The organism is uncultured Gilliamella sp., assembly GCA_945271295.1.
Lineage (GTDB): Bacteria > Pseudomonadota > Gammaproteobacteria > Enterobacterales > Orbaceae > Gilliamella.
In genome coordinates, this window is the sequence record CALYPG010000002.1 from 248,108 (window position 1) to 269,714 (window position 21,607).

A 21,607-nucleotide genomic window follows, 5' to 3' on the forward strand; every position below is an offset into this window, starting at 1 on the left:
ATAGCCACTAATAAATTGTTTATTGGTGGCGTATAATTTGGGGTTCAATCAAAAAAGCATTGCTTTTCAATTCTTTAAATTTAAGTAATTTATTTATAATATTGACACAGGTATGCGCCATACTTTGATAATCCTGAGCAATTGCATCAACAGGATAATATGAATAATCGAGGTAAATATTATAATCATAAGAACATAAACAAATATTTTTCGGATCTGCTTTTACTTCTACTAAATAACTAAGTACTTCTTGTAATAGATTACCTGAAGGAGTGAAAATTGCTCTGGGTAATCGCCCTAATTTTTCATGTACCATTTTAAGCAACTGGTAGCCTTTATTTGGGCAGTAGTCATCACTCACTAACCAATCCGGTTTAAATGTTAATCCCGCCTTTGCTAATCCTTGCTTAAAACCAGCTAATCTTGCACCAATGGAAGTTAACTGGATATCACAACCAATAAAATAAAACTCTTTTAATTGCTCTGCATAAGGTTTAATTAAGTCTGCAACTGATCGTATAGCCTCACTAGTAATAAACGGTAATATAGTATCTTTTAGATAACGATCAAAAAATAAAACCGGAGTATATTCATTAATACCGACATAAAACTGATCGCTATCTAATGATGTAACAACAATCATCGCATCAACTTTACGTTCAACTAAGTTTTGCGCGACTTTAATTTCAACATCTCGATTATAATGACTACATGTAATTAATAATTGAATATTTTTTTGTCTAAATGACGCTTCTAAATGATGTAAAAACATAGAGAAAAACGTATTTGACATATCAGGAACAATCACCCCAATAGTATCGGTACTATTAGCTTTAATAATACATTGGCGGATATGAGGTTGATCACTATATTGCTGTGCAATACTAAGCACTTTTTGCCGAGTTTGTGGCGAAATACGATATTTTTTGTCTCGCTTATTAAAAATATGACTGACGGTCGTAGCCGACACGCCAGCCAAACGAGCAATATCATTAATTTTCAACTTATTACTCGCCATAAATTACCCCTTCAACGTGGAGTCCGTTGTTGTTGATTTGGAAATGGAGGATAATGGTTAACTGTTGGATTTTGATACCAATATGCAACACTCGCTATATCATCACACCGCTCGTATAATCTTATATCATCGTTACCTATTTGCTGAAAGGCAAGTTTGATATTTTTATGAAATGCTATTGGATCTGGCAAATGCCAACGATATAAACCATGCATTGGTAAACTATCATCACCAAAACCATGTACTGGATTAGAATCCCCTGTTTGGAAAAAATCACGCGTCGCATCCCGATTGGTTTGATAAGGGTAACCCATAAATAGTGTTTGAAAACATTTAGCTTTTGGTCGGCCTTGACTATCACGGTTATGAAATGCCCATGCCCCACCAAAGTAGTCTTCCGAACCTGTTGAATGCTGAGTTGGGTAATCACTATCATCATCAAGATAGAACTTAAACTCCCCTTCACCCCACCAGTAACGCTCAAGAGCCGTCAATGCTAAGTAAGTACCAACATAATAACCATGACCTTTAACATTATCCAATATTACATAATCTTGTGCATAATTGGTTACGCGTTGTCTTCGCCATTGAGCATGGAAATAAAGTGGTGCTTCAAACGGTTTTGGCATAAGGGCATAATTAATCGTAAAAAAGAAATGTTGTAAATCAGCTTCATGCTCATTTTGAATTTCAATACGAGCTTTTTTATTAAATGGCATTCTAAAATAACTATTAAAGCCCCCAGTTGGATTAACCACAATTGGCATTGAATTAATATCGCACCTTGCCCCAAAACCATTACAGAAAAAATCGCCTATAGGACTTTCTACTGAAGGTGTTTTTTCATCATCCCAATAAATACGTATCACCACATCACGAAGCACAAAGCTACCGCGATGCGTTCTGTCAGTTAAGGTAAACCACATGTGACGAATCTCGGCTGGTCCTGTGATTTCTGCTATAGTTACTGTTTTACCGGCTGGAATTGAAATACAGCCTTGACCTTTTCTTCCTGGACCTAAATGGCTGGATTTCATACATGACTTACCTTTTTCGCCCGTCATATTTTCAGGCGAAATTGTTCTAGTTTGTTCAAAGTGAAACTGTGTTACAGAATTAAATATATTCATTTTAAATCCTTACTATAGTTAGTTAAATTCTATTTGTTAACGTCCGAGCTTATTTCAGGTGGTGTAACCTAATTTTTTATAGTTTGTTTTCTATCTCGGCTTAAAAAGATTATTGCAAAAAACATAAAACCTAATACTACCAAACCTAAATTATTAAATGTTGTTGCCGCACCTGCGGTATCGTAAAATTGACCGACATAGGTTGAAAATAAAATAACCCCAACAGATCCTGCTACTTGATAACCAATTAAGAAAACTGTTGCCGAAAGACGGGCATTGAAATTAATATCAATATATTTAAATACTGACACCAAAATAGTGGAGATTTCTAAACAATGCATAAGTTTAATCACTGAAATAATTGCAATGCTATTCACATGCCCAGTTAAGAAAATACGCGATGCAGAAATAAATGCGGCAAAAATTAAAGCATTCTTCGCTCCTACACGATTAACAACAAATGGAACACAGAACATTACCGCCGCTTCTAGAAAAACCTGAAATGAATTCAAAATTCCATATAATCGATATCCATCATTAACGTCAGTAAATTGTTGAGTGAAATAAACTGGAAATAACTGTTGATCATAAATATTGTAAAGGCTATAAGTACCAAGCACGTAAATAACAAAAATCCAAAACTTTTTCAGCATAAATACTGATAAAATTTCATTAAAACTAAGTTTATCTTTTTTCTGAAAAACAATATCCGATGACTTACTTAAATCAGGTTTAAAATTGAGATTAAGGATCATAAAGCAGATACCAACAATAGATGCTGCCCAAAAGTTAAGGTGCGGATTGATACTGATTAGTATACCGGCAATAAAAGTACCAACCGCATAAGCAATGCATCCCCAAGTACGACATTGCCCAAATTCAAAACCAAAAGCTCGGCTAATTTTTTCACAATAAGAGTCAATTAAACCCATTCCAGCAACCCAACCAAAACCTAAAAAGAAACTACCAAAAATTACACCTAAATAGAAACTGTTTCGTAATAGTGGTTCATAAACATAAATTAATGCCGGCGCTGCTAATGTAATAATAATACTTTGAAACCAAATAAGATGTTTTTTTAGTACTAGTTTATCTTGATAAACACCATAAATAATCATAATGATTAATGAGATAAAATAATTAAATGAATAAATAATACCAGTCTGTTTTGCTGTTAAACCAATCTCCTTACTAAGCCAAATTGCATAAAAAGAAAAAACAAAACTACCTGCTGCGTAATACATAAAACTGTAGCAAGATGCGAACCAATATGTTGGTTTTTTATAAAATATAGTTGTCATAATTTATCCTATCTTGAGTGAAGCACTGAAATGAGTATGAATAGCTAAAAATTTAGCTTTAAAAGGTTTATTGGATAAATGTGATCAACATCAAAATTATTTTTATGGGTTGAATAAAACGAAATTAACTCAGAATTAGCCGACAATAGACTATAAAATAAGAAAAATATTATTTTCACCTATCATACTTACTCAAATAGGTTGGGTATTAATAGCATCTTCAATTTCATTTGTTGATTTAGTTGCGTCTATAATAGACATCGATGATGTGACTTTTATTTCATTTATTGGGTTGGATTTGCCTTTACCGGTACAGCGACCTAGGGTTAACTTAACAATATAGCATCAAGAAATACCGTATCGTTTTACCTTTGTGATTGCTGATAATTAGAAAATTAAATCAACAAAAATTGGTTTAATCTAACATACTGTTATTAAGAGATAATATAGTAGATAAAAAGAAAGTAACATTTGATTAATACTTACAAGTAAAAAATAACCGCTTAGTTGCGGTTATTTCATACCAAATTACTTAGCCATCAGGCTGGATAATTTACCATTTTGTTTTACAAATGACTGTGTCACATGCACATCAGTACTATTTTTGATACACAGTGGATCACTTATTACATTATCAACAATGACATTATTAAATAAAATACTGTTAGCATTTTCAATAAAAAAGCCTTTGCCCACCTCATGTTTGACACCTTTAAACATATCCACTTCACCGGCTTGTGCATTAAGTTGCATTAATATTTTGATATTATCAAATGATATATTTGAAATTGGTGACTCGGGTAGTCCATATAAAAAACCAGCATAAGCACGAACATTTTTAGCAATAATATTTGAAAAACTAATATTTTTACATGCTGGAGTAGTATCATTGACGGGTAGAGGATCTTTATTCCAAACAATTGGATCGTCACCTTTAGGTCCACAGTAATAATAATAGTTCATAACAAACGCAGATAAAACTTCATCCATAACGATATTATTAAAGGTAATATCAGAAATCGTTCCACCTCTTCCGCGACGAGTTTTAAATCTTATACCACGATCTGTTTTTTGAAATACGCAGTTAGTAATAGTAACATTACGAATACAACCACTCATCTCACTTCCAAGTACAATAGCACCATGCCCATGAATCATATTACAATTGGTAATTAAAATATTTTCACATGGGCTTTTTTCTGCAGTTTCTTCTGTGCCAGCTTTAATCGCAATACAATCATCACCCACATCAATATAACAATTTGAGATCCTGACATTTCGACATGATTCTGGATTAATACCGTCTGTATTGGGTGAATCGGCAGGATTAACAATTGATATGTTATCAATAACAATGTTATTAGATTCCATTGGATGAACCGTCCAACTTGGTGATTGAGTTAAAAATACCTTTTCAATCGTCACATGTTCACAAAAATCAAATCCAATTAAATAAGGTCTTGGATACTTAAGATTGCCACGATCGTTACGAAAAATATGCCACCATTTTTGTCCGTTACCATCGATTTTCCCTCCACCAGTTATAGTCACATTTTTAATGTTTTGACCATAAATACATGGCATGTAAACATCTTGCTTTACCCCTTCCCAACGAGAGGTAACAATTGGGTAATCGTCTATATTATCAGAAAATAATAATGTTGCGCCTGATTCAATAATTAATGTTAGATGACTACATAGCTTAATGGCACCAATATAGTAAGTACCAGCTGGAACTACAACTGATCCTCCGCCTAAATTTTCAATATGTTGTATTGCTTTTTGAAAAGCAGATGTATTGATAAATTTACCATCACCTATAGCTCCAAAGTCTATTATTGATACAATACTATTCATTATTCAGTCCTTGATTGTTTATAACGTGAACTATATCGCGTTAAATATAGTTTGCTATTTACTTCTTAAAAAGTAGGATTGAGTTTTACTCATCCTCATAAATAATTAAATTATTACTTTGTTGTTGCCGAACTTTTTGCCTTGTTATCGATGTTATTATTATCAAAGCAATTTTCATATGTTATACCTGATAATTGTTCAATAATTATAAATATGCACAACTGTTAAACCACATAAAGTAAGATAAAAATCAAATAACCATGCACCATTGATCGCTAATATTCCATTACCATATATAATCCTACTAACAATCTAATTTTATTATCTTTTTTAACCATAACTGCTACTTATTTTAAAAAAAGCTTGCATTAAGTCCAAAGGACTTAATGACATAATTTACTAATAGCTAAATGTTTATTTTTACAGGGTTACGCCAGTTTTCAAAATAGCTAAATTTTTGAAATTATTTTTTTCGTTGCAAGTTTTTTTACCATTAGCAAACAGAACAATTTGCTCAATAAATTCTACTAATAATGTATGCATTGAAATTCCTTGGATAAGTTTCCCAGCATTAAAATCAATCCAATTCACTTTTTTTTCAGCTAATTGAGTATTAGTAGCAATTTTGACAGTTGGCACAATTCCGCCATAAGGTGTTCCTCTACCGGTAGTAAATAATACCATATGACAGCCGGCGGCAGATAAAGCGCCAGTAGCAACTGCATCATTACCTGGTGCACTAAGTAAATTAAGCCCATGAACCGATAATTTCTGCCCATACTTAAGCACATCAACGACTTCACTTCCACCCGCTTTTTGGGTACAGCCGAGCGATTTTTCTTCTAGTGTAGTGATACCACCCGCTTTATTACCTGGAGAAGGATTTTCATATATAGGTTGGTTATTTGAAATAAAATATTGTTTGAAATCATTGATCATGTGTACTGTTTTATCAAAAGTTGATTCATCAATGCAATGCGACATTAAAATATTTTCTGCACCAAACATTTCTGGTACTTCAGTTAAAACACTTGTTCCACCATGTGCAATAACATAATCGGAAAATAAGCCTAACATTGGATTAGCAGTAATGCCGGAAAAACCATCGGAACCACCACATTCAAGACCAAATTTTAATTCACTTAAGTGACCGACTTCACGTTTATCATGTTTCATAATCGCATAAAGTTCTCTTAATTGAACTAAGGCTGATTCCACTTCATCTGTTTCTTGTTGAGCAATCAAAAACCTGACTCGAGACTCATCATATTCATTTAAGTCTTCTTTGAACTCGGAAACTTGATTATTTTCACAACCGAGTCCAATGACCAATACGCCTCCGGCATTAGGATGTTTAACTAGATCTTGTAATATTATTTTGGTATTTTTATGATCTTGTCCTAATTGTGAACAACCATAAGGATGTTCTAATACTGTAATACCATCAATATCTAATTGATTATTTAATTCATCACTAAATTGTTTAACAATTTGTTGCGCAATACCGTTAATACAAGTAACAGTAGGTATTATCCAAAGTTCATTACGAATGCCAACTTCACCATTTTTACGGCGATAAATTTGTACTTCTTTATCAGATATGTCATGTAGTAAATTATTTTTTGACGAATTAGGTTGATATTTATAATCATCAATATCATTCAAATTGGTTTTTAGATTATGCGTATGAATATGCTCACCCGCTTTAATAAAACAGGTTGCATGTCCAATAGGCAAACCATATTTAATAATATTATCATTTTGATTTATATCGTTAAGGGCAAATTTATGCCCTTGTTTTATTGGTTGCTGTAAATCGATGGTTTTGCCATCGATCACAATATCTTTTTCATGTGCTTCTATATCGGATAATGCCACACCAACATTATCTTTATTATTTATTTTTATAAATTTAACCATTGTATTACTCATTTTATTTACTACTAATCACGCACTCTTCCATTGCCTGACGCATCCCTTTTTGGGTAATAACAGATAAATATTGTGTTAATGTTTCTGCCAATTGTGGAATACTCAATAAATCATGCTCCCAATGTTTATTGTCGCTTAACACATTACGCACTAATTCTTCCAATGTTTCTTTACCTTTAGCGATATTTTTCCAACCAGTATTAAAGCGTTCTAACCAAATAGCATCATCTTGTAGTGGATAGTTTTGATCATCTCTGACGCCACGATAAAAAGCGATTAAAGCAGCGAAAGAGAATACTAAATGCTGAGGTAAAACACCTTGCTGTTTTTGATAAGCAATCAATTGTGGCAAAATACGAGTTTTGAATTTGGTCATGCTATTTAAAGCAATAGACAATAATTGATGTTCAATAAACGGATTTTTAAAACGGCTAATCACGGATTCTGCAAAATCAACTAATTCTTGGTGAGGTAAATCAAGTACTGGAATAATCTCATCAAAAATCGTTGTTTTAATATAAGATAAAATTTGAGGATCTTTCATTGCTTCACCAACAGTATCAATGCCCGATAGGTAAGCAACAGGTACTAATGCTGTGTGGGCACCATTTAAAATAGCTACTTTACGCTCTTTATATGGCTTAATATCATCAACTATTTTGATGTTCATATTGCACTTATTTAAACAAAGTTTTTCAGCTAACCATTGTGGACCTTGAATAACAAACAAATAAAAATATTCAGCTGAATCTATAAAATTATCTTTATAACCTAGCTGAACTTCTAATTCAGTAATTTGAGTTTTCGGATAACCAGGTACAATTCTATCAACTAATGTTGAACAGAATAAATTGTCATTTTCAAGCCAACTAATAAATTGGTCAGACAAGTTCCACTGATTGGCATATTTAAGGACTATTTGTTTAAGTGCATCACCATTATAATCAATTAATTCACATGGAATAATAATCAAACCACTTTCTTTACTACCTGCAAAATGAACAAATCTTTCATATAAAAAAGCCGTTAATTTAGCTGGATAACTGGTTGCTGGTCTATCAGTTAATTGATCACTTTCAACGTAGCTAATACCTGCTTCGGTAGTATTTGAGAAAATAAACTCAATATTAGGATCTTTAGCCAATTCCATATATTGGTCGTATTGAGTGTAAACATTTATCTCATTATTGACAGAACGAATCATCCTAAATTCTTTTACCGCTTCATTATTTTCATTCAATCCACGAATGAGTGTGGTATATAAACCGTCTTGAATGTTTAAAGATGGAGGAAAATCTGTATTTAATGGTCGGACAATAGCCACACCAGCATCAAGGTTTGTCTTCTCGTTTAAGATATCTATTTGCCAATCGACAAAAGCGCGTAAAAAATTACCCTCACCAAACTGAACTACACGTGTAGTATATTTTGCACCAGGGAAATCAACTCTATTTAATGTCTTCATTTATATAACTCTTTTTGTAAATTAATCTATTTATGGCTAAGGTCATTTTTTAGTTTAGTTCGATACCAAAATAATTTTTTGCATTATCAAAACAGATATTTTTAACCATTTGACCTAATAATTGGATATCGCTCGGCGCTTCACCATCTTCAACCCAACGCCCAATCATACGACATAAAATACGTCTAAAATATTCATGGCGAGTATAAGAAAGGAAACTACGACTATCAGTCAACATGCCGATAAAACGGCTTAATAAGCCAAGTTGTGCCAATTGGTTCATTTGGCGAATCATGCCATCTTTCTGATCATTAAACCACCATCCTGAGCCAAACTGCATTTTTCCGCAAATACCTTCACCTTGAAAATTACCAATCATGGTTGCAAGTATCTCGTTATCAGATGGATTCAAACAATAAAGTACTGTTTTAGGTAATGCATTATCTCTGGCTTGAGCGTCTAATAATTTGGATAACGGCTGTGCGATTGGTGAATCATTAATTGAATCAAATCCAACATCAGGTCCCATCAAATTAAACATTCTTGAATTATTATTGCGCAATGCGCCAATATGATATTGTTGAATCCAAGAACGTTTGTTGTATTCATTACCAAGGAAAACAAGCACAGCTGTTTTAAATTGAGCTTCTTCTTTTGACGTTAAAATAGAACCTGATAGGCGTTTAGTTAAGATTGTATCTAATTCTTTTTCTGTTGCTATTTCATATACTACTGTGTCTAATGCATGATCAGAAACTTTACATCCGTGTTGTGCAAAGTAGTCCATTCGTTTTGATAATGCCTGGCAAACATCTTTAAACTTAGAAATAGTTATATCAGCTGCAACTGATAATTTTTCCATATAATCAATAAAGAATTCTGAATTGATATTGAAGGCTTTATCTGGACGCCAACTAGGTAATACTTTGATATCAAATGAATGATCTTCAGCTATGGTTTTATGATGAATCAAATTATCAATAGGATCATCAGTAGTACCTACCATTTTCACATTCATTTTTTTCATAATACTTCGGGCTGAAAACTCTTTAGTTGCTAACATAGCATTACATTTATTCCAAATTGTTTCAGCCGTAGATGGTGAAAGTAAAATATTATCAATTCCAAATGGTCGTCGAAGTTCTAAATGAGTCCAATGATAAAGTGGATTACCAATTGTATTTGGTACTGTTTCTGCCCATGCTTTAAATTTATCAAAATCACTGACATCTTTACCAGTACAGAATTTTTCTGCTACACCATTAGTACGCATGGCTCGCCATTTATAATGATCACCTTTCAACCAGATGTCATATAAGTTTTTAAATTGATAATCTTGCGCAATTTGTTCTGGTGGTAAATGACAATGATAATCAAAAATAGGCTGATCGGCTGCATAATCATGATAAAGTTGTCGAGAAAATTCGGTATCTAGTAAAAAATCTTCAGTTAAAAAACTCATTTTGTTCTCCGTTAACATTGGCATTTATTTGATAACTACAAAATCTATTAGTTGGATTGAATATTAATATTATTGATAACAATATATTTGAATAAATAATAACATATCAGTCAACTAAAAAGTTGACATACATCACACTATTTGAATATATCCACATTGTATGAAAGGTTGTTTTTTGACGGTGATAAACTGTTAACGAATTTGTTTAAAATATTCGTGTAATATTTATTTAACTCTAAGTGATTAGATGTTATTTTAAAGTCACAAGCAATTTTAGGATTAATACAAAATTAATTATGACCCAAGAACAACATGAACACCAACGGCTCTATCAAGTTATAGCAACCGAATTAAAAAATCGTATTAATAGCGGTATTTATCCTATAGGTAGTAAATTACCTTCAGAAAGGTTAATTTGTGAAGAACTTAAAGTTAGTCGTTCTGTAGTAAGAGAAGCAATTATTATGCTTGAAGTTGAAGGTTTCGCTGAAGCGCGCAAAGGCTCTGGTATTCATGTTATTGGAAATAAATTACAATCAAATATCATAACTACAACACAAGGTTTAAATTTTGCCACAACCGGACCATTTGAACTCTTACAAGCCAGGCAACTTATTGAAAGTAATATTGCTGAGTTTGCGGCAACACAAATTACTAAAGATGATATAGTTAAACTGCTTGAAATTCAACATAATGCACAAAAAGAGGATCATTATCGTGATTCTGACTGGGATCTAAAATTCCATACCCAAATTGCCATGATAACGCGCAATACTGCTTTGACCACAATTGTTCAGGAAACATGGCAACAGCGAACACTAAATCCATTATGGAAAAAACTTCATGAACATGTTCCCGAACAAGATATTGATAGTTGGTGGGATGAACATGATAAAATACTTGAAGCATTAATTAATCGCGATCCTAAAGCGGCCAAATTAGCCATGTGGCAACATTTGGAAAATACCAAGAAAATGTTATTTGATGCCACCAGCAAAGATTTTGAGACTAAACGAGATCACTATCTATTTTCAGATAATCCAGTTGTTAGTATTGATAGTGACAAGCATGAATAATTTATTTTAATGTTACTTACTAACTATTAACCATTGACTTAAATTAGTAGATATAAATAATCTTAGGTGAACTTAACATACTAAAACGTATACTATTCCTGAAACATCTTTACAAGCTATTTTTATTTATTGAGGTATGAAATTATTCTTACTGTGTTATACCCAAATCCAAGTTATGACTAATTAAATATTATCAGCTTAAAACAATTATTGATCAGGAGAATAGACTCATCATTTCACACTGCATGTTAAATTGACCTTATCATACTTGTTTTAACGCTAAGTGATAAAACAAGTAATCATTAATTAATCGAAGAATTTTATCGGTAATAAAAATATTAAACCAAAATAAAAATGTGCTTTTTAGATACTATTTATTTTTATTAATATTCATTTATTAATCTGGATAACCTTGAGGATTTTTTTCTTGCCAACGCCATGAATCTGTCACCATATCATCAAGTGATAATTTTGTTTTCCAATTCAATATTTGCTGGGCTTTATTAACATCAGCCCAAAACGCTGGTAAATCACCAACCCTACGTGGCGCAAAATGCCAATTAAGTGACTTCCCGGATGCTTTTTCGAATGCTTTAATTAATTGCAATACACTATAACCAACACCTGAACCTAAATTATAAATATGTATACCTGCTTTATTTTGATCAGCTTTAAGTGCGGCAATATGACCATCGGCTAAATCAACTACATGAATAAAATCTCGAACACAGGTACCATCAAAAGTAGGGTAATCATTACCAAATACAGCTAACGATTCGCGTTTACCTATTGCGACTTGCGTAATATATGGCATTAAATTGTTAGGAATACCAAGTGGATCTTCTCCCATTAATCCACTTGGATGTGCACCAATAGGATTAAAATAACGGAGTAATGTTAATGACCAATCAGGTTCTGCAATAGCTAAATCCATAATACATTGTTCGACCATTAATTTACTTTTACCATAAGGGCTAGTAGGTAAGCCTTGTGGTAAGGTTTCAACATACGGTATCTGGTTTTGTTCTCCATAAACAGTTGCTGAAGAACTAAATACTAATTGTTTAACATTTGCTGTTCGCATTGCTTTCATAAGCACGATACTACCATAAACATTATTTTCATAATATTCTAGGGGTTTGTGAACTGATTCACCAACAGCTTTTAAGCCAGCAAAATGAATAACAGCTCGAATATTATGTTCAGTAAAAATTTTCGCTAACAATGCCTCATCACAAACATCACCTTGGTAGAAATTGACCGAGTGACCCGTGATTTTTTGTATTCTATCTAAAACCGAAACCTTACTGTTACACAAGTTATCTATGATTATCGGTGTATAGCCTGATTGAATTAATTGAACACAAGTATGGCTTCCTATATATCCACAACCACCTGTTACGAGTATTTTCATAGTAATAAAACCTTAATTTATTGTTCTGTTCTTTAAAAAAGGCCTGACAAGGTGCGTTATACTTGAGCCGTTTTTTGGACGATGATTTAGCTGATTTTAAACCGCTTTAATCTTTTTATCACTGATGCTATCAAAAACTATTTTCTTTGGAAAGTATTGTCTAATTAATCCTTTAAAATTTTCATTATGTCATCGTTGCCATAAACTATATGGATGGACCAAATAGTATTGGCAATCTAAGGCGCTTACTTTCGCTTTATGCTCCGCAAATTCTAAACCATTATCTGAAATTATCGTCTTAACCCAATGTTTTATCGGGGGTTAATAATTCAATTATCGTATCCTTTATCTCTTCTGCTGTTTTTGCTGAACTCTTTATTAATTAATGCCAGTACTGGTTTGCGTTCAACTACAGAAACTAATGTCTGTTTTCGATTACTGCCTATAATCGTATCAACTTCAAAACCAGCTGTTCGACCTGTTTTATCTACTATACTTGGGGCGTTTATTAATATTCACCCTTGATATATCCACACTTTTTAGTTAAGAATTTGACTTAGTATTTGAAGTTGAGTTTGAATAAGAGTTTATCCACTATGATCACGCTCTTTATAATTAATTGCTTATTAAGTTGTTTTGATGTATCACTGGAGAATTGCGTAAGCACAATCAATGCTTTGCTTTACATTGCATAATTAGCATAAATCGATCCGGCAATTTTGTAAAAGGTAACTTTTTGAGTATCAACATTAACCAACCAGAAATATATACAAGTTTATCGAAAAAATTGTTATTGTTCATATATTTCATATTAATTTTTTATAAAAAATCATCTTAAATCAAATATGCAATGTATTCTTTATTTAGTTAATAAAAACCCTCAGCCGAATAGTAGTATTTATAATAGAATAAGTTAACTATACAAGATTAATTACTTTGTAATAATTCAACCATTTGATTAACAATCAGGTTTTCATCTTGATTAACGTTGATAATATGATGTGCAGCATCATGATATAAAGGTAGGCGTTCAGTTAGAACCTTTTCCATTTCATCAACTATTGACAAACCGGTTAACGACGGCCTCTGAGCGACATTAGGATCTTTCATTAAACGTTCAGCTAATGTTGATGCTGGAGCAGACAAAAAGAAAACCATACCATTTTTTTTCATAAAATTACGGTTTTGTTCTGCCAATACTATTCCTCCTCCTGTAGCAATAACCCGATTTGGTTTGGTTGTGTCAACCAGCACTTGACTTTCCCTTGCTCTAAAGCCTTCCCACCCTTCTTTTTCAACAATTTCAGCAACAGTTTTTTGGGTTATTTCAAGCAAATGACAATCTGTATCAATGAAAGAATATGATAATTTATTAGCGAGCATCTTCCCTAAGGTTGTTTTGCCCGCAGCTCGTGCACCGACTAAAAAAATTGTTTTATTCATATTGGATCCTTTGTATTTACAGATTTTAGGGCAGACCGACTATGCTAGTTATTCACTCTTATTTTTGCAACTTTTTTTTAGATATTGTTCCTTAAAAGCAATATTATTAATTTTTATAAAGTATAACTAAATATTCTAATTTATATTTGTAAATAATTTTTTACGATATTGATTAAATATATAACTATTTAGATTCTAAAAATGACTAAACAATCAACAAAATTTTTCTAAACCACAAAAATGAAATTAAGTGGCAACTGATTGATGCAATCGCCGTTGAATAGCGTAAAAATTGGGATTTATTTGAAATTCAGCAAATGACATAATATAACAAATTGTATTACTTTTTACTTGATCATTAATACTATTAATAATGATATTTATTTTTTTATTACAAAATTTTTAAGTCCTGCATCCCACTGCCAACGTATTTTGGTACAGGTAAAACACTATGTTGTCATGCATGCCATGTTTAATTTCTGTTTTACCTAATATTCACTTACTTTTGACACGGTTAACATAAGAAAAGGGTGATAGCTTACAATGCTAGTGTTACCATAACTATTTTTTAATGCATTGTTTTAAAGTGATATTTCAAAATATCATTAACAACCTAACAAATAGATTATCCTAAACATATATTAAAAATGCATCTAAAATGATAGATTAGATGCAGGATCTTAGTTACTATTGTTTAGCTAAAGCATCAATAACTGCTTGTTTAGCATTATCTGAGAGTTCCTTCCCCGTCCAAATTTTAAACTGAGCATTAGCCTGTGCTATAAACATATCGCGTCCAGAAATAGATTGCCATCCGGCTTGTTCTGCTTCTTGCCTAAAACGTGTATGATAAGGAGTATAAACAATGTCATATGCCACTCCTTTACCTTTAAACCATGCTTGCTCATAAGCAGTTTGGTCTTCAAATTTACCTTTCATTCCTAGGGGTGTTGAATTAATAATAATTTGCGCTTCAACTTGCTTACGTTCTTCCCAAGCCACAATGTTGAGATTAAATTCTTTTGCTAATGCTTTAGGTAAATCTGAATTAATATCGGTGACTGTTATATCTGTATAACCAAGATCATGTAAACCAACAACAGCAGCACGAGCAGCTCCTCCTGCGCCAAGTAACAAAACTTTTTGATATTGAGCAGGTATTTTTTTTTGTTTTAATGGCTCCATAAAACCAATAATATCAGTATTATCACCACAAAGCTTATCACCATCCCAATAAACTAAATTAGCTGCACCAGCTTTTTTTACATGATCAGTAAAATAATCCAAGTAAGGAATAATGGTTTGTTTATGTGGAATGGTGACACATAAACCACGAATATTTAATAATCGAACTGACTTAAAAAGCGTTGCTATTTCCTCTGGTGGGGTTGGGAAAGCAACCAGTATAGCCGGTATACCGTGATCTTGAAATGATGTGGTATGTATAAGTGGACTCATACTGTGCCCCAAGGGATAACCTATAATGCCGTATATACTATATGGAGAAAACTGATTCATACTATCTCCTTGAAAGTGATAAAATCAAATAGAAAAATATAATTTATAGTATTAAAACATATTTAATATAAAATTAAATATTTTCGAACATAATTATGTATTTATTTTAAATTTGCAACATTATCACTTTTTATTTAAATTTGACCAACTTAGAATTAAAGAATATTTTAGTAAAAACAATGTTTGCCGATTATTTAACACTATTGTGATAAAGACTTATTTTTCATCTTGATATAAGATAATACTTGAGAATATTTGCATAAAAGCGTATACTTCGCTACCTCATTATTATGGGTGTAGTGTGAGAGGTTAGACTGCTTCTCAAATAGAACTGCAGCAAACTAAAAGCCTGACGAGGTTAATTCCATTAACATATTACGCCCAAGGCTTAAGCATAGAAATTTCGGAGAATTATTGACATGTCACGAGTATGCCAAGTAACAGGAAAAAGTCCTTTAGTAGGAAATAATCGTTCTCATGCGATGAATGCTACTAAACGTCGTTTTCTACCAAACCTTCAAACTCACCGTTTTTGGGTTGAGAGTGAAAAACGTTTTGTAAAATTGCGTATATCTGCTAAAGGTATGCGTACTATCGATAAAAAGGGTATTGATGCAGTTTTAGCTGAACTTCGTGCCCGTGGTGAAAAGTACTAATAAGGAAACCATATCATGGCTAAAGGTGTACGCGAAAAAATTAGATTAGTTTCTTCTGCTGGTACAGGTCATTTTTATACCACTAGCAAAAATAAAAGAACCATGCCAGAAAAAATGGAGATCAAAAAATATGATCCTGTTGTTCGTCAGCATGTAATTTATAAAGAAGCTAAAATTAAATAATTATTCTATATAAGATATAAACAAAAAAACCGACGTTTGTCGGTTTTTTTTGTAACTAAATTTAACCAACACCCATTATCATTTAAATAATGATATTATCCACATCGTTAAACATCTGCTATACCAATAACTTTTCAACTATTTATTTACTATAAAATTAAATTAGTACCATTCAAAGTTAACAAGATAACAAACCGTGTTGAAACTATTAATACGATTTGTGGGAATATAAGATAGGTGAAAAATTCATACTGGATATGATAACTATTTTAATATTCAAATAACTCATTGTTACTGAATATAAAAAAACTACCTGATAAACAGGTAGTTTTAACAAAGTTAATAATAATAGAACTAACTTTTTAAAGGTATTTTCTATTTTAGATATTGTTGTTCATAAGCTCTGGCTTTTTTATCGTCGAATAAATGTTCCCAACGAGCGATTACAATAGCTGCTAAAGCATTACCAACAACATTAACCACCGTTCTCCCCATATCCAAAATACGTTCAACACCCATGATATAACCTATCCCTTCAAGTGGAATTCCCACGCTACCAAGTGTTGCTGATAAAACCAAAATAGAAGCACCTGGCACTCCAGCAATCCCTTTAGATGCAATCATCAAGGTAATAACAATAATAACTTGATCGGTAATAGTTAAATCCATATGGAAAAGTTGTGCTAAGAATATAACCGTAATACTTTGATAGAGTGTAGAACCATCAAGATTAAATGAATAACCAGTTGGAATAACAAAACTAGTTATAGCTTTAGGTGCCCCATAAGCTTCCATTTTTTCAATAATTTTAGGTAATGCTGTTTCTGAACTCGCTGTCGAGAATGCAATAATGAGTTCTTCTTTCAAAATTCGTAATAAAGTGAAAATATTAAATTTACACATTTTACAAACTACCCCAAATACCAATATGGTAAAAATAATCATAGCTGAATAAACAGTCAAAATTAGTTTAAATAGTGGTATTAAAGATTCAAATCCATATTTAGCAACAGTAACAGTAATCAGTGCAAATACACCTATTGGTGCATAGCGCATAATCATATTAGTTACTTTAAACATTGTGTCAGAAACAACTTTCAAGAAAAATACAAATGGTTCACGTTGTTTAGTTGGCAAAGACATTAAACCTAAACCAAAAAACACACAGAAAAAGATCACTGGTAAAATGGCACCATCAGCCATTGCTTTAAAAATATTGGCTGGGATCATATCTAAAATCATCACGATCAAACCATGCGGTTTACCACTTAGTTCTTCAGTAGCCTTGGTGTATTTACTGATATCTGCAGTTGCAAGAGTTGAAGAATCAATACCAGCTCCTGGTGCAAAAATATTTCCCCAGAAAAGACCTAATAAAATAGCTATAGTAGTAATAATTTCAAAATAGAGAATCGTTTTAAAACCTAACGTTCCTAGCCGTTTAGAACCACCAATCCCAGCAATACCTAAGGTTAGGGTACTGAGAATAATAGGTAACACGATCATTTTTATTAAACGAATAAAAATATCACCTGCTGGCTGAAATATGTTTACTATTGTAAATTGATAATATTCATGTAACGGGTGATTAAGATCGGATAATTGATAAAAATAAGATCCGACAATAACACCTAGAATTAAAGCAATTAAAATTTGCCATGCTAGGTTAGTTAAGATTTTTTTTATTGAAAATGCCATTAATTATTATTCCTTATTATAGTTATCTAAAATAAAAAAGGACTAGTTATGTTAGCTAATCCTTTTAGATAATTAAAAACTACTCTTCCGACTCCTGAGTTGAATCATTCTGTTGATCACTCAGTGATAACTCTTCTTCATCTTCAGTTTCGGCAATTCTCTGCAATCCAACAACTTTTTCATTTTCTGCGGTGCGAATAAGCATAACCCCTTGAGTATTACGCCCAACTATACTTACTTCCGCTACCCGAGTACGAACGAGTGTTCCTGCATCAGTAATTAACATAATTTGATCGGTTTCATCTACTTGTACCGCACCAACTACTGCGCCATTTCGATCACTAACTTTGATTGAAATGACACCTTTAGTTGCACGTGATTTAGTTGGATATAACTCCTGTTCAGTACGTTTACCAAAACCATTTTGTGTTGCAGTTAAAATCGCACCATTACCCCGTGGTACAATAAGTGAAACAACTTTATCATCACTATCAAGTTTAATACCACGGACACCCGCTGCCGTTCTGCCCATACAACGAACTTTATTGGTTGGAAAACGCACAACTTTACCATTTGCAGAAAATAACATGATGTCTTCAGTATTAGATATTTGAGCAACTTCCTCATCATTTTCGTTTTCTTCAACAATTGCATCATCATTGAATTCTTCTTCATCTGTTATTGCCGTTGGATCATTACTGGTTAAGTCAACACCAATTAATTCATCATCATCACGTAAGTTGATAGCAATAATACCACCAGTTCGTGGACGACTAAATTCAATCAGAGATGTCTTCTTAACTGTACCTTGTGCGGTAGCCATAAATACGCAATGTTCGTCATCAAATTCTTTAACAGGCAAAATAGCCGTTATACGTTCATCAGCTTCTAACGGTAATAAATTGATAATTGGACGACCACGAGAACCCCTGCTCGCTTCTGGTAATTGGTATACCTTCATCCAATATAATCGTCCACGACTTGAAAAACAAAGGATTGTATCATGCGTATTAGCTATTAGTAATTTCTCAACAAAATCTTCTTCTTTAATTTTAGTTGCTGATTTACCTTTACCACCTCGACGCTGTGCTTCATAATCTGACAGTGGTTGATACTTCACATAACCTTGATGTGAAAGAGTCACTACCACATCTTCTTGAGCAATCAGGTCTTCGATATTAATATCAGCACTACTTGCGGTTATTTCAGTTCTTCTTGCATCCTGGAATTGATCGCGAACCGCTTCAAGCTCTTCACGAATTACCGCCATCAATCTTTCCGGATTTGCTAAAATGTGTAATAGTTCGCCAATTTGTACTAATAATTCTTTATATTCATCAAGAATTTTATCGTGTTCAAGACCAGTTAAACGATGTAAGCGCAGATCTAAAATAGCCTGAGCTTGAGCATCAGATAGGTAATAATGCCCATCACGAATCCCAAATTCGGGAGCTAAATCTTCTGGACGTGCTGCATCATTTCCTGCTTTTTCAAGCATAGCAGCAACATTACCCAGTTGCCATGCTTGAGCTAGCAATTTATTTTTTGCTTCTGCTGGTGTTGATGCTGCCCGAATTAATTCAATAACAGGATCAATATTAGCAAGAGCTATAGCTAAACCTTCTAATACATGCGCTCGCTCACGTGCTTTACGTAACTCATAAATAGTTCGACGTGTTACAACTTCACGTCGATGAAGCACAAAAGCTTCAATCATATCACGAAGGTTTAACAGTTTAGGTTGACCTTGGTGCAAAGCCACCATGTTAATACCAAAAGAAACTTGTAACTGCGTGAGTGAGAAAAGATTATTTAATACCACTTCGCCAACTGCATCTCGTTTGATTTCAATGACAATTCGCATACCATCTTTGTCAGATTCGTCACGTAAAGCAGAAATACCTTCAACTTTTTTATCTTTAACTAATTCGGCAATTTTCTCGATTAGTTTTTTCTTATTAACTTGATATGGGATCTCATTAACAATAATGGTTTCGCGTCCACTATGATCGTCAACTTCAACTGTCGCTTTAGAACGAATATAAATAATACCGCGACCAGTACGATAAGCATTTTCAATCCCTTTACGACCATTAATTAGTGCAGCTGTTGGGAAATCTGGACCATGGATATACTCCATTAAACCATCAACTGAAATATTTTCGTCTTCAATAAATGCTAGACAACCATTAATTACTTCAGACAGATTATGTGGTGGAATATTAGTTGCCATACCAACAGCAATTCCAGAAGATCCATTGATTAACAAGTTTGGAATACGTGTTGGTAACACATCAGGAATCATTTCTGATCCATCATAATTTGGCGAGAAATCAACCGTTTCTTTATCTAAATCAGTCAGTAATGCACCAGCAAATTTTTGCATGCGAATTTCCGTATAACGCATAGCCGCTGCAGAATCACCGTCAACTGAACCAAAATTACCTTGCCCATCAACAAGCATATAACGTAAGGAGAATGGCTGAGCCATACGTACAATAGTATCATAAACGGCTGAATCCCCATGCGGATGGTATTTACCTATTACATCTCCAACTACACGAGCTGATTTTCGATAAGGTTTATTCCAATCATAACCAGCTTCATGCATAGCAAATAAAACACGTCGATGAACAGGCTTTAAACCATCACGCACATCAGGTAGAGCACGTCCAACAATTACAGACATGGCATAATCAAGATAAGAGGATTTGAGCTCATCTTCAATATTAACGGGGGTTATTTCTTTGGCTAGTTCGGTCATAACACCAGGATCTCTTATAAATTTAGGTCGTTAAGATAGCTTATAATTATAGCATAACATTCATTATTAAGGCAGAACTAAACTGTTTTTATTTCAATTTATTCGGTGTGATTAAATAATGTAATTTCAATTAATTGACATAAACAATTTAAAATCATGGCATGCATTTCATAGGCCATCACTTTCTTGTAAGAAGGGACTCTAATTTCAATATCATTCTGCCCTAATAGGCCAATAACTTCTCCACCATCAAAAGCGGTTAATACAACAATTTTCATATCTTTAATCACTGCTTCTTGAACGGCTCGAATAATCGATCGACTATTACCCTGACAGGAAGATACAATTAAAATATCACCTTGTTGACCTAATGCTTGAATTTGACGTGCATAAACTTCCTCATGATTGGCTATAGCACTTAATAAAACATTATCAGCAACTAAAGCGATGGCAGGGATACTCGGCCTTTCAATAGTAATACTAGTGATTAATCGTGATGTAAAGCTTTGAACATTAGCAGCTGATGCCCCATTGCCACAACTCATAATTTTATTGCCGTTAAGCAAACCTTCAACAATAATTTTGGCAGCTTTTTCAATTGATAATCCTAACGATTCAGCCATTACAATTTGGGTTTGAATACTTTCTGTAAAATAATTTTTAATTAAATTTTGCACGTTTTCACCTAAA

16 protein-coding genes are annotated in these 21,607 nt (G+C 33.0%); 3 read left to right on the forward strand and 13 right to left on the reverse strand.

From position 1 onward, the window contains the following. Positions 1-19: 19 nt before the first annotated feature. The 7 genes from Q0K76_RS02585 to uxaC all read right to left on the reverse strand — a co-directional run bounded on the left by Q0K76_RS02585 (position 20) and on the right by uxaC (position 10,165). The gene (locus Q0K76_RS02585; RefSeq protein ID WP_294610790.1) at positions 20-1,018 is read right to left on the reverse strand and encodes a LacI family DNA-binding transcriptional regulator; all 999 of its coding nucleotides are present in this window, start codon (positions 1,016-1,018) and stop codon (positions 20-22) included. Between the two features lie 11 nt (positions 1,019-1,029). Next, positions 1,030-2,148 (reverse strand): glycoside hydrolase family 172 protein, encoded by a 1,119-nt coding sequence (locus tag Q0K76_RS02590; RefSeq protein WP_294610793.1) that lies wholly within the window; start codon positions 2,146-2,148, stop codon positions 1,030-1,032. Positions 2,149-2,216: 68 nt separating this feature from the next. Beyond that, positions 2,217-3,449, reverse strand: coding sequence for an oligosaccharide MFS transporter (locus Q0K76_RS02595; protein ID WP_294610795.1), 1,233 nt, complete (start codon positions 3,447-3,449; stop codon positions 2,217-2,219). A 528-nt stretch (positions 3,450-3,977) separates the two neighbouring features. Then, on the reverse strand, positions 3,978-5,306 hold the full coding sequence (locus Q0K76_RS02600) for a glycoside hydrolase family 28 protein (RefSeq protein WP_294610797.1): 1,329 nt from the start codon (positions 5,304-5,306) through the stop codon (positions 3,978-3,980). 420 nt (positions 5,307-5,726) lie between these two features. Then, on the reverse strand, positions 5,727-7,226 hold the full coding sequence (locus Q0K76_RS02605; RefSeq protein ID WP_294610799.1) for an altronate dehydratase family protein: 1,500 nt from the start codon (positions 7,224-7,226) through the stop codon (positions 5,727-5,729). Positions 7,227-7,239: 13 nt separating this feature from the next. Beyond that, positions 7,240-8,703 carry a tagaturonate reductase gene (locus Q0K76_RS02610; RefSeq protein ID WP_294610801.1) on the reverse strand — a complete coding sequence of 488 codons (1,464 nt, stop codon included), beginning with the start codon at positions 8,701-8,703 and terminating at the stop codon, positions 7,240-7,242. Between the two features lie 49 nt (positions 8,704-8,752). Beyond that, the gene (gene uxaC, locus Q0K76_RS02615) at positions 8,753-10,165 is read right to left on the reverse strand and encodes a glucuronate isomerase (protein ID WP_294610803.1); all 1,413 of its coding nucleotides are present in this window, start codon (positions 10,163-10,165) and stop codon (positions 8,753-8,755) included. A 296-nt stretch (positions 10,166-10,461) separates the two neighbouring features. Between uxaC and exuR the strand changes: the two genes are divergently transcribed. Beyond that, positions 10,462-11,241 carry a transcriptional regulator ExuR gene (gene exuR, locus Q0K76_RS02620; RefSeq protein WP_294610805.1) on the forward strand — a complete coding sequence of 260 codons (780 nt, stop codon included), beginning with the start codon at positions 10,462-10,464 and terminating at the stop codon, positions 11,239-11,241. 397 nt (positions 11,242-11,638) lie between these two features. On the opposite strand, the gene galE is transcribed toward exuR, so the two are convergent. The 3 genes from galE to aroE all read right to left on the reverse strand — a co-directional run bounded on the left by galE (position 11,639) and on the right by aroE (position 15,616). Next, positions 11,639-12,655: a UDP-glucose 4-epimerase GalE gene (gene galE, locus Q0K76_RS02625; RefSeq protein WP_294610808.1), complete on the reverse strand. Its 1,017-nt coding sequence runs from the start codon at positions 12,653-12,655 to the stop codon at positions 11,639-11,641. Between the two features lie 927 nt (positions 12,656-13,582). Next, positions 13,583-14,098, reverse strand: a complete 516-nt coding sequence (aroL, locus tag Q0K76_RS02630; RefSeq protein WP_294610811.1) for a shikimate kinase AroL — start codon at positions 14,096-14,098, stop codon at positions 13,583-13,585. 687 nt (positions 14,099-14,785) lie between these two features. After that, the gene (gene aroE, locus Q0K76_RS02635; RefSeq protein ID WP_294610813.1) at positions 14,786-15,616 is read right to left on the reverse strand and encodes a shikimate dehydrogenase; all 831 of its coding nucleotides are present in this window, start codon (positions 15,614-15,616) and stop codon (positions 14,786-14,788) included. Between the two features lie 419 nt (positions 15,617-16,035). Here aroE and rpmB point away from each other — a divergent pair, with 419 nt between their 5' ends. Both rpmB and rpmG read left to right on the forward strand, forming a co-directional pair. Continuing rightward, positions 16,036-16,272, forward strand: coding sequence for a 50S ribosomal protein L28 (gene rpmB / locus Q0K76_RS02640; protein WP_065557406.1), 237 nt, complete (start codon positions 16,036-16,038; stop codon positions 16,270-16,272). Between the two features lie 15 nt (positions 16,273-16,287). Next, entirely contained in the window at positions 16,288-16,455 is a 168-nt protein-coding gene (gene rpmG, locus Q0K76_RS02645; RefSeq protein ID WP_025314526.1) for a 50S ribosomal protein L33, read from the forward strand. A gap of 375 nt (positions 16,456-16,830) precedes the next feature. Here the strand turns inward: rpmG and gltP are convergent, their stop codons facing one another. The 3 genes from gltP to Q0K76_RS02660 form a co-directional block, all read right to left on the reverse strand. Beyond that, entirely contained in the window at positions 16,831-18,141 is a 1,311-nt protein-coding gene (gltP, locus tag Q0K76_RS02650) for a glutamate/aspartate:proton symporter GltP (protein WP_363322383.1), read from the reverse strand. 91 nt (positions 18,142-18,232) lie between these two features. Next, the gene (gene gyrA, locus Q0K76_RS02655; protein ID WP_294610852.1) at positions 18,233-20,917 is read right to left on the reverse strand and encodes a DNA topoisomerase (ATP-hydrolyzing) subunit A; all 2,685 of its coding nucleotides are present in this window, start codon (positions 20,915-20,917) and stop codon (positions 18,233-18,235) included. A 98-nt stretch (positions 20,918-21,015) separates the two neighbouring features. Beyond that, on the reverse strand, positions 21,016-21,594 hold the full coding sequence (locus tag Q0K76_RS02660; RefSeq protein WP_294610854.1) for an SIS domain-containing protein: 579 nt from the start codon (positions 21,592-21,594) through the stop codon (positions 21,016-21,018). Between the last annotated feature and the right edge of the window lie 13 nt (positions 21,595-21,607).

Bases quoted from the DNA above. Each gene is read 5' to 3' on its own strand.
- Q0K76_RS02585 (WP_294610790.1), bottom strand. From the start codon at position 1,018: ATGGCGAGTAATAAGTTGAAAATTAATGATATTGCTCGTTTGGCTGGC.
- Q0K76_RS02590 (WP_294610793.1), bottom strand. From the start codon at position 2,148: ATGAATATATTTAATTCTGTAACACAGTTTCACTTTGAACAAACTAGA.
- Q0K76_RS02595 (WP_294610795.1), bottom strand. From the start codon at position 3,449: ATGACAACTATATTTTATAAAAAACCAACATATTGGTTCGCATCTTGC.
- Q0K76_RS02600 (WP_294610797.1), bottom strand. From the start codon at position 5,306: ATGAATAGTATTGTATCAATAATAGACTTTGGAGCTATAGGTGATGGT.
- Q0K76_RS02605 (WP_294610799.1), bottom strand. From the start codon at position 7,226: ATGGTTAAATTTATAAAAATAAATAATAAAGATAATGTTGGTGTGGCA.
- Q0K76_RS02610 (WP_294610801.1), bottom strand. From the start codon at position 8,703: ATGAAGACATTAAATAGAGTTGATTTCCCTGGTGCAAAATATACTACA.
- uxaC (WP_294610803.1), bottom strand. From the start codon at position 10,165: ATGAGTTTTTTAACTGAAGATTTTTTACTAGATACCGAATTTTCTCGA.
- exuR (WP_294610805.1), top strand. From the start codon at position 10,462: ATGACCCAAGAACAACATGAACACCAACGGCTCTATCAAGTTATAGCA.
- galE (WP_294610808.1), bottom strand. From the start codon at position 12,655: ATGAAAATACTCGTAACAGGTGGTTGTGGATATATAGGAAGCCATACT.
- aroL (WP_294610811.1), bottom strand. From the start codon at position 14,098: ATGAATAAAACAATTTTTTTAGTCGGTGCACGAGCTGCGGGCAAAACA.
- aroE (WP_294610813.1), bottom strand. From the start codon at position 15,616: ATGAATCAGTTTTCTCCATATAGTATATACGGCATTATAGGTTATCCC.
- rpmB (WP_065557406.1), top strand. From the start codon at position 16,036: ATGTCACGAGTATGCCAAGTAACAGGAAAAAGTCCTTTAGTAGGAAAT.
- rpmG (WP_025314526.1), top strand. From the start codon at position 16,288: ATGGCTAAAGGTGTACGCGAAAAAATTAGATTAGTTTCTTCTGCTGGT.
- gyrA (WP_294610852.1), bottom strand. From the start codon at position 20,917: ATGACCGAACTAGCCAAAGAAATAACCCCCGTTAATATTGAAGATGAG.